Here is an 8370-nt window from a genome sequence, read left to right as displayed (position 1 = left end):
AATCCATATTTCCCGCCTCCTTTGCAAAACAGTATAAAAAAACTCCAAAGAGCCGGCTAACGCCGGCTCAATTATTTCTACTAAAATACTCTTATATTATACCATAAATCAAAATTTATTTCCGCACTAAGAAACCGCCTAGGCAATCTCCGTTAAAAGTTCTCATATCCCTTCCAACTGTCTGAAAATTTCCGGATAATCCTGTCTCATATCAAAAATATGATATACATAAATCGCATCATTGATAAATCGATATATTGCCGCATGTTTCTCTGCAATAACCATACGATAGCCACGCTGATTTAACCAATCATCAGGTGTCATGGAACCAGACTCAGGAAATTTTTCCAATCTTGAAATAGCATTCAATATACTGTCAGTCACTTTAGAAGCTGAATCCGCGCTAAAAAATAACTTGTACCAATCCGCTATACGCGCAAGGTCCTCCCATGCCTGTGGTAATATTATCACTTCATGTTTCATTGAGACGCTCCTGCAACTTTTCCCTTGCTTCAGCTAATGACATAGTTTTAGCCCCGCTTATCCGTTCCTGCTCAGCTAACATCACCTTTTCCCGCATATTGAGTATGGCCTCCCTGCGTTCAAATGCCTCTATACTCATAAACACGCCATCTCCCTCGCCATTTTTAGTTATATAAATTGGCTCCTGACTCTCACGGGCCATCATAGATATTTTTCCATAATCGTTCCGTAAGGATGTTGAAGGTTTTATTAACATAATCGCCACCTCCTATCATAATTCTATCATTATTCTATGGCTATTATATTACAATCATATCTTTTTTACCACAAAAATATGGCTACTGCACTGATTAAATGCAACAGCCACAGAATATAAATGCTAATAGTCAAATTATTGTTTTGACTTATACACGCAATGCGGGTATATATTTGAACGATATCGTTGCCATGGCATTATGAGAGAGCAAAAAACCGGTGTAGTGCATCATTTATTGATGAACCACACCGGTTTTAAATTCGTATTTAAATTATTTTGCGTAATCTACTACACGGGTTTCGCGGATGATGGTTGCCTTGATCTGACCTGGATATTCCAGCTCAGCCTCAATCTTCTTAACGATATCATGAGCAAGTGCAACTGCTTCCACATCATCAACCTTATCTGGCTTAACCATTACGCGGATTTCGCGACCAGCCTGAATGGCAAAGCAACGCTCAACACCATTGAAGGACTCGGCAATTTCCTCGAGACGGGTAAGACGCTTCAGATAAGTCTCCAGACTCTCACGGCGGGCACCAGGACGGGCTGCAGATACAGCATCCGCTGCTGCCACCAGAACTGCCTCAACAGTCATAGGCTCCTCGTCGCCATGGTGAGCGGCGATGGCATTAATAACATTCTTGGACTCTCTGTACTTCTTGGCAATGTCAGCACCAATCGTAACATGAGTACCCTCAACCTCGTTATCAATGGACTTACCAATATCATGGATAAGACCGGCACGCTTGGCCAGCATAACATCTACACCCAGCTCTGCAGCCATCATACCAGCCAAATGGGAAACCTCAACAGAGTGATTCAACACATTCTGTCCATAGCTGGTACGATATCTCAGACGTCCCAACAGCTTAATCATCTCTGGATGGAGGCCATGAACACCGGTATCAAAGGTTGCCTGTTCACCGGCTTCCTTAATACGCTGCTCCACCTCACGGCGGGCCTTGTCAACCATTTCCTCAATTCTTGCCGGATGGATACGGCCATCGGTAATGAGCTTCTCCAGTGCGATACGGGCCACCTCGCGGCGAACCGGATCAAAACCGGAAAGGATAACAGCCTCTGGGGTGTCATCAATAATCAGGTCAATACCAGTCATGGTTTCAAGAGCGCGGATATTGCGACCCTCACGGCCAATGATACGGCCCTTCATTTCATCATTTGGCAGGGCAACTACGGAAACAGTAGTCTCTGCCACATGGTCAGCAGCACAACGCTGAATTGCCAAAGAAATGATATTTCTTGCCTTCTTTTCAGCCTCATCCTTGGTCTGCTGCTCATATTCCTTAATCATAATGGCCTTTTCATGCTTCAGCTCTTCTTCTACCTCTGCCAACAGCATGTTCTTGGCCTCTTCAGGAGAAAGACCGGAAATACGCTCCAGCTCTTCCTTCTGCTTTTCATGCAGCTCCGTAATCTCAGCCTGGCTCTTTTCCAGCTTGGCCTCCCGGGAAGCAAGGTTCTCCTCCTTCTTCTCCAGGGCATCAATCTTGCGGTCAAGATTTTCTTCCTTCTGAACTATACGGCGCTCATGGCGCTGAATCTCGGAGCGACGCTCACGAGTATCCTTATCAAGCTCCTGACGAAGACGATGGACATCCTCCTTCGCCTCCAACAGCTTCATTTTCTTTGCTGCTTCACCTTTTTCCTCAGCATCACGAACGATACGCTTTGCTTCTTCCTCAGCAGAACCAATCTGCTGCTCGGCTGCCTGCTTACGCATCATATATCCGCCAAAGCCGCCCAATACCAGGGCAACAACAGCTGCTCCAACTATTTCAATGATAATAACACACCTCCCTACTAATTTTTAAGCCTCTCTAAGCATTAATTATCATTATTTTTGACCGGAATGTTTTACCCAGCCATACTATTTTATTTTACTGAAATATGCAAATAGTGTCAAGGAAGGCAGAGGCTAAAGCATTACGAATTTAGCCTATCATTTGCGCCATTCGGCAGTATCAAACAACAAGGTTACCGGACCATCGTTTTCGGAGGAAACCTTCATCATGGCACCGAATTCTCCATGCTCCACCCTAAATCCCTTTTCCCGGCAAATAGACATGAATTTCTCATAAAGAGGTATGGCTATATCAGGTTTACCTGCTCCTGAAAAGCTGGGACGGCGCTTTTTCACATCGGCAAACAGAGTAAACTGAGAAACTACCAGCAGGCTTCCCCCTACAGCCTCCAGATTAAGGTTCATCTTGTCATCATCGTCAGGAAAAATACGACAATTGCAGATTTTCTCCGCCATAATAGCCGCATCCTCCTCTGTATCATCCGGACCAACCCCCAGCAATACCAAAAAGCCCTTATCTATAGCTCCATGAATTTTGCCATCTATTTCCACGGAAGCGGAATTAACACGGGTAACAACAGCTCGCATAAAAGTAAATCCTCCTAAAAAATATTTACATGAATTACGGAATAATAAAGGACGAGGACAAGTGGATATAGCAATAAGTTTTGGAGCGTCAAGAAACTATTTTTTGCATACTTACACATTGAGAAAACATCCACTGTTTGAGCGAAGCGAGTTTGGATTTTTCTCAATGACTGATTCAAAGCAAAACAATAGTTTTAGCGACAAAACTGTGCTATAGATACTTGCCCTCGTCCCATTATTTTCAATTTATTTTCCAGCCTTCATCCTGTTCATGGCACTAAATAGCGCCATTATGGAAGCTGTGATAATATCCGTATCCATACCAGCACCCCATGTTATCTTGCCATTTGTGCCTGTAATACCAATATAGGCCATGGCCCGGGAATTGGCACCGATTTCCAAAGCATGCTCACTGTAGGTCAGGTCTGTGTATTTAATATCGGTATTCTCCTGAATAGCGTTAGACACAGCATCCAGGCGGCCGTTACCACGGGCATTGAAGGTTACCATCTTACCATCAATTTCCAGATCCACAACGCCACAGCGACTGCCGTCCACATCTTTTCTCAATGTGAAGTCAATTAACTTATACGGAGTCTCCACATTTACATAATTATCATGGAAAATCTGATAGATTTCATCCGGCATAAGCTCCTTGTGCTTGTGGTCAGACACACTCTTTACAGCATAACCAAAATCCTCCCGCATCTTCTTTGGCATGGTAATGCCGTATTTCTGCTCCATAATGAAGGCAACGCCACCCTTGCCGGACTGGCTGTTAATACGGATAACATCGCCGTCATATTCACGGCCCACATCGTGTGGGTCAATAGGAAGATATGGTGTGGTCCAATGGTCAGGATCTTTTTCATCACGCCACTTCATGCCCTTGGCAATAGCATCCTGGTGTGAACCGGAGAAGGCGGCAAATACCAGAGCCCCTGCATAAGGCTGACGAGGTGGCACCTGCATACGGGTTACCTTTTCATAAAGATCAACCAGCTTTGGCATATCGGTGAAATCCAGCTCAGGGTCAACGCCCAAAACAAACATATTCATGGCAAGGGTTACAATATCCACGTTACCTGTACGCTCGCCGTTTCCAAAGAGAGTACCCTCAACGCGGTCAGCACCTGCCAGCAGGCCCAGCTCTGTATCTGCTACGCCACAGCCTCTGTCGTTGTGCGGATGAAGTGAAAGCTCAACTGCATCACGGTATTTAAGGTTCTGGGAAATATAAGCCACCTGCATGGCATATACATGCGGCATGGACATTTCCACTGTTACCGGGATATTAATAATTGCCTTGTGGTCAGGAGACGGCTGCCATACATCCAATACCGCATTACAAACCTCTAGAGCATATTCCGGCTCCGTACCGGTAAAACTCTCAGGGGAATACTCGAAGCGATAATTTGCACCAGCCTCTTCGGTCAGTTTCTTTAACAGCTTGGCGCCATCCACGGCTATCTGCTTGATTTCTTCCTTGGACATGCGGAATACCTGTTGGCGCTGGGCCACAGATGTGGAATTATACACATGGACAATGGCGTTCTTTACTCCCTCCAGAGCCTCAAAGGTTTTCTTTATAATATGCTCCCGGGCCTGAGTCAGCACCTGTACCGTTACATCATCAGGGATAAGATTATCCTCTACCAGTTTGCGCAGGAAGGTATACTCCGTTTCGGAAGCAGCAGGGAAGCCCACTTCTATTTCCTTAAAGCCTACCTCTACAAGCATCTTGAAAAATTCTATCTTTTCATCCAGACTCATAGGGATAATAAGAGCCTGATTGCCGTCCCGAAGATCCACAGAACACCATTTAGGTGCCTTTTCAGGATGCTCCTTGTACATCCAGCTCATATCCGGCTTAGGTGGCATATAATATCCCTTGGAATATTTGGTAAAATTCTTCATCGCATGTCTCTCCTTCTATGATAAATATAAATCCTAAACAAAAAAGCCCTTCATCTCCAAAGAGACGAAAGACTGCCTTTCGTGGTACCACTCAATTTTGCATCATACAGACACACACTCAACGGATACGGTCAAACACCATGACTTCATATCCCCCTGATATAACGGTCAGCTCCGGCGTCACCTACTATCACCTATAAGATGAATTCAGCTGGCTGTTCAAAGGCCAGTTCACAAAAGCTCACCTGCTGTCTCACACCTCCCGACAGCTCTCTGAAAGGCTCCCTTATGCTAATATTCCTCATCAACACATTCTCATATTTACTTACCCGTTAAATATATCACACCCATAGGTGTTTTTCAAGAATTTTTATAAAAAATATGGGTATCTGTAAAGTTTTTGTCCTCTACAAATACCCATTTGTTTATTTCTTTGTAGCAATTATATTAAATACCGCTTTATTTGAAGGAAATATGTCCATTTGTAACTGTCATGGCTACATTGTCCCCTTCAGCCACATCACCTCTGATAATAGCCTTGGAAAGCTCCGTTTCCACTACACGGGTCAACAGACGGCGGAGAGGTCGGGCACCGAAGTTTGGTTCATAGCCCTCATCAGAAAGATACTGCAATACCTCATCATCCCAGCTGAGAGTAATCTTAACCTGCTTGCTTACACGCTCGTTGAGGTTCTTCAGCATCAGATCGGCAATCTCCCTTACCTGTGCCTTTGCCAAAGCCTTGAATACCACAATATCATCCACACGATTCAGGAACTCAGGACGGAAATAATCCTTCAAAATTTCCTTTACAGCTGCCTCAGCCTCCTCGTAATCCTTATTAAGAATCTCATGGGAGCCCAAATTTGAGGTCATAATTATTACGGTATTCTTGAAGTTTACCACACGTCCCTTGCCATCAGTAAGACGGCCATCATCCAAAATCTGCAGCAAGACATTAAATACATCACGATGTGCTTTCTCAATTTCATCCAGCAAAATAACACTATATGGCTGACGGCGAACTGCTTCTGTAAGCTGTCCACCTTCCTCATAGCCCACATAGCCAGGAGGCGCACCGATAAGACGAGCCACAGAATGCTTCTCCATGTACTCACTCATATCAATACGAATCATGCTACGCTCAGAATCAAAGAGAGATTCTGCCAGTGTCTTGGCCAGCTCAGTCTTACCCACACCAGTAGGACCAAGGAAAATAAAGGAACCAATAGGCCTATCCGGGGCCTTGATACCAGCACGGGCACGAAGTATGGCTTCACTTACCACTGTTACAGCCTCATCCTGACCTATAACCCGCTGATGAAGATTATCCTCCAAATGCAGCAGCTTTTCCCTTTCGCCTGTCATCATCTTGGTAACAGGAATACCAGTCCAGCGGCTGACAACCTTGGCAATATCTTCCTCGCCGACCTCTTCCTTCAAAAGCTGTTCATCACCGGCCTTGGCAGCCATTTCCTCCTCCTGCTCCTTAAGCTGTTTTTCCAGCTCCGGCAGTTTGCCGTATTTAAGCTCAGAGAGGCGGTTAAGATCATAGTCACGCTCTGCTGCTTCCATTTGACTGCGAACTGCATCCATTTCCTTCTTTATACCACGGATACGGAGGATTGCCTGATGCTCAGAATCCCATTCCTCCTGTAAGGCCTCCTGCTCCTGCTGAAGCTGGGCCTTTTCCTTCTGAATAGCTGCCAGCTTTTCCTTACCAGCCTCATCTGTTTCCTTCTGCAGGGCCTGTTCTTCAATTTCCAGCTGTAAAATCTTACGACGAACCTCATCAAGAGGAGCCGGCATGGACTCAATTTCAGTACGAAGCTTGGCCGCAGCCTCATCTACCAAATCAATGGCCTTATCCGGCAGGAAACGATCGGAAATGTATCTGTCTGAAAGAACAGCCGCAGAAACCAGGGCCGCATCACGAATTCTTACTCCGTGATGAACCTCATAGCGCTCCTTCAGCCCACGGAGAATGGAAATAGTATCCTCCACACTTGGCTCCCCCACCATAACCGGCTGGAAACGACGCTCCAAAGCAGTATCCTTTTCAATGTATTTACGGTATTCATTTAATGTGGTGGCGCCAATACATCTAAGCTCGCCACGGGCCATCATTGGCTTCAAGAGATTTCCTGCATCCATGGATCCCTCGGAAGCACCTGCCCCGACAACGGTGTGAACCTCATCAATAAAGAGAAGTATCTGACCGTCAGATTTTACTACCTCATTAAGTACAGCCTTTAAGCGCTCCTCAAACTCGCCACGATACTTGGCTCCGGCAATAAGGGCACCCATATCCAGTGAGTAAAGGGTCTTGCTCTTTAATGATTCAGGCACATCCCCTGCCACAATACGACGGGCCAGGCCCTCCACAATGGCAGTTTTACCAACACCTGGCTCACCGATAAGCACAGGATTGTTTTTGGTACGACGGGACAAAATCTCAATGGTTCTGCGGATTTCCTCATCACGGCCAATTACAGGATCCAGCTTGCCCTGACGGGCCACCTGGGTCAGATCACGACCATATTTTTCCAGTGCCTGATAGCTTTCCTCCGGGTTGCTGGAATTGACATTCTGCTTTCTGTTTTTCTTTATAGAATCCTTTACCTTGCCGCTGGTAAGGCCGAAGCTCTTACAAATCTCTCTGGCCTCATCACCACCATCCTCGCAGATAGCCAACAGCAGATGCTCAGTACTTATGTAGGAATCCCCCATCTTGCCAGCCAGCTGTTCAGCCTTGGCCATAACCCGTCCCAGCTCAATGCTCATAGTCAGACGGTCCTGTCCCTTGACGCTAGGAATCTTCTTTAAACGTTCCTCAACGCTGGTCTGCAACATTCGGGTATCCACACCTGCCTCCTGGAAAATAGTTCCAAGAAGCCCCTCAGGCTCCTGAGCCAGTGCCATAAGTACATGCAGTGATGTGATTTCCTGATGATAACGAAGTGCCGCATTCTGTTGTGCGGACTGTAAGGTATTTAAAACTCTCTGAGTGTATTTTTCCTGTTCCATATTCTGCTCCCTCCATTCTCCATGAAAGTGGTATTTAGTCTTCTAAGGTTATTATAGCTTAATAAGTCAAAAAGTCAATTAATATTTTAGACTTTTTGACTTTTATAAAAATCAAGAAAAAGCTGCCCTCTCCTGATATGCTCCCCCTATGGGAGACAGTAAAAAATAAAACTGTCATCATAGGGGGAGTTTTTATGCCACAAAAACATAAAATTACAGCAGAGGAGAAAGTTAAACTTGTCCGAGCTTACCTATCAGGAGAGATTACTCAAAG

At 45.4% G+C, this 8370-nt stretch carries 6 protein-coding genes and 1 other annotated feature; all 6 genes read right to left on the bottom strand.

Features of this window, described 5'->3' with window-relative positions:
• Positions 1 to 162: 162 nt before the first annotated feature.
• Entirely contained in the window at positions 163 to 483 is a 321-nt protein-coding gene (locus tag ACKI5G_RS06165; protein ID WP_407398631.1) for a type II toxin-antitoxin system RelE/ParE family toxin, read from the bottom strand.
• Positions 473 to 739 carry a type II toxin-antitoxin system Phd/YefM family antitoxin gene (locus ACKI5G_RS06160; RefSeq protein ID WP_407398629.1) on the bottom strand — a complete coding sequence of 89 codons (267 nt, stop codon included), beginning with the start codon at positions 737 to 739 and terminating at the stop codon, positions 473 to 475. The genes ACKI5G_RS06165 and ACKI5G_RS06160 overlap by 11 nt, the downstream gene beginning before the upstream one ends.
• 271 nt (positions 740 to 1010) lie before the next feature.
• Positions 1011 to 2546 (bottom strand): ribonuclease Y, encoded by a 1536-nt coding sequence (rny, locus tag ACKI5G_RS06155; RefSeq protein ID WP_268761928.1) that lies wholly within the window; start codon positions 2544 to 2546, stop codon positions 1011 to 1013.
• Between the two features lie 156 nt (positions 2547 to 2702).
• Entirely contained in the window at positions 2703 to 3152 is a 450-nt protein-coding gene (dtd, locus tag ACKI5G_RS06150; protein ID WP_407398627.1) for a D-aminoacyl-tRNA deacylase, read from the bottom strand.
• A 246-nt stretch (positions 3153 to 3398) separates the two neighbouring features.
• Positions 3399 to 5069 carry a 2-isopropylmalate synthase gene (locus ACKI5G_RS06145; RefSeq protein ID WP_407398625.1) on the bottom strand — a complete coding sequence of 557 codons (1671 nt, stop codon included), beginning with the start codon at positions 5067 to 5069 and terminating at the stop codon, positions 3399 to 3401.
• 57 nt (positions 5070 to 5126) lie between these two features.
• Positions 5127 to 5386 (bottom strand) — a binding site (T-box leader).
• A gap of 142 nt (positions 5387 to 5528) precedes the next feature.
• On the bottom strand, positions 5529 to 8096 hold the full coding sequence (gene clpB / locus ACKI5G_RS06140) for an ATP-dependent chaperone ClpB (RefSeq protein WP_407398623.1): 2568 nt from the start codon (positions 8094 to 8096) through the stop codon (positions 5529 to 5531).
• Between the last annotated feature and the right edge of the window lie 274 nt (positions 8097 to 8370).

The organism is Anaerovibrio sp. (assembly GCF_045637405.1).
GTDB lineage: Bacteria > Bacillota > Negativicutes > Selenomonadales > Selenomonadaceae > Anaerovibrio.
This window is presented reverse-complemented; position numbering and strand designations above follow the sequence as displayed.

Coding starts and splice junctions, on each gene's coding strand:
- ACKI5G_RS06165 (WP_407398631.1), bottom strand. CDS start 483: ATGAAACATGAAGTGATAATATTACCACAGGCATGGGAGGACCTTGCG.
- ACKI5G_RS06160 (WP_407398629.1), bottom strand. CDS start 739: ATGTTAATAAAACCTTCAACATCCTTACGGAACGATTATGGAAAAATA.
- dtd (WP_407398627.1), bottom strand. CDS start 3,152: ATGCGAGCTGTTGTTACCCGTGTTAATTCCGCTTCCGTGGAAATAGAT.
- ACKI5G_RS06145 (WP_407398625.1), bottom strand. CDS start 5,069: ATGAAGAATTTTACCAAATATTCCAAGGGATATTATATGCCACCTAAG.
- clpB (WP_407398623.1), bottom strand. CDS start 8,096: ATGGAACAGGAAAAATACACTCAGAGAGTTTTAAATACCTTACAGTCC.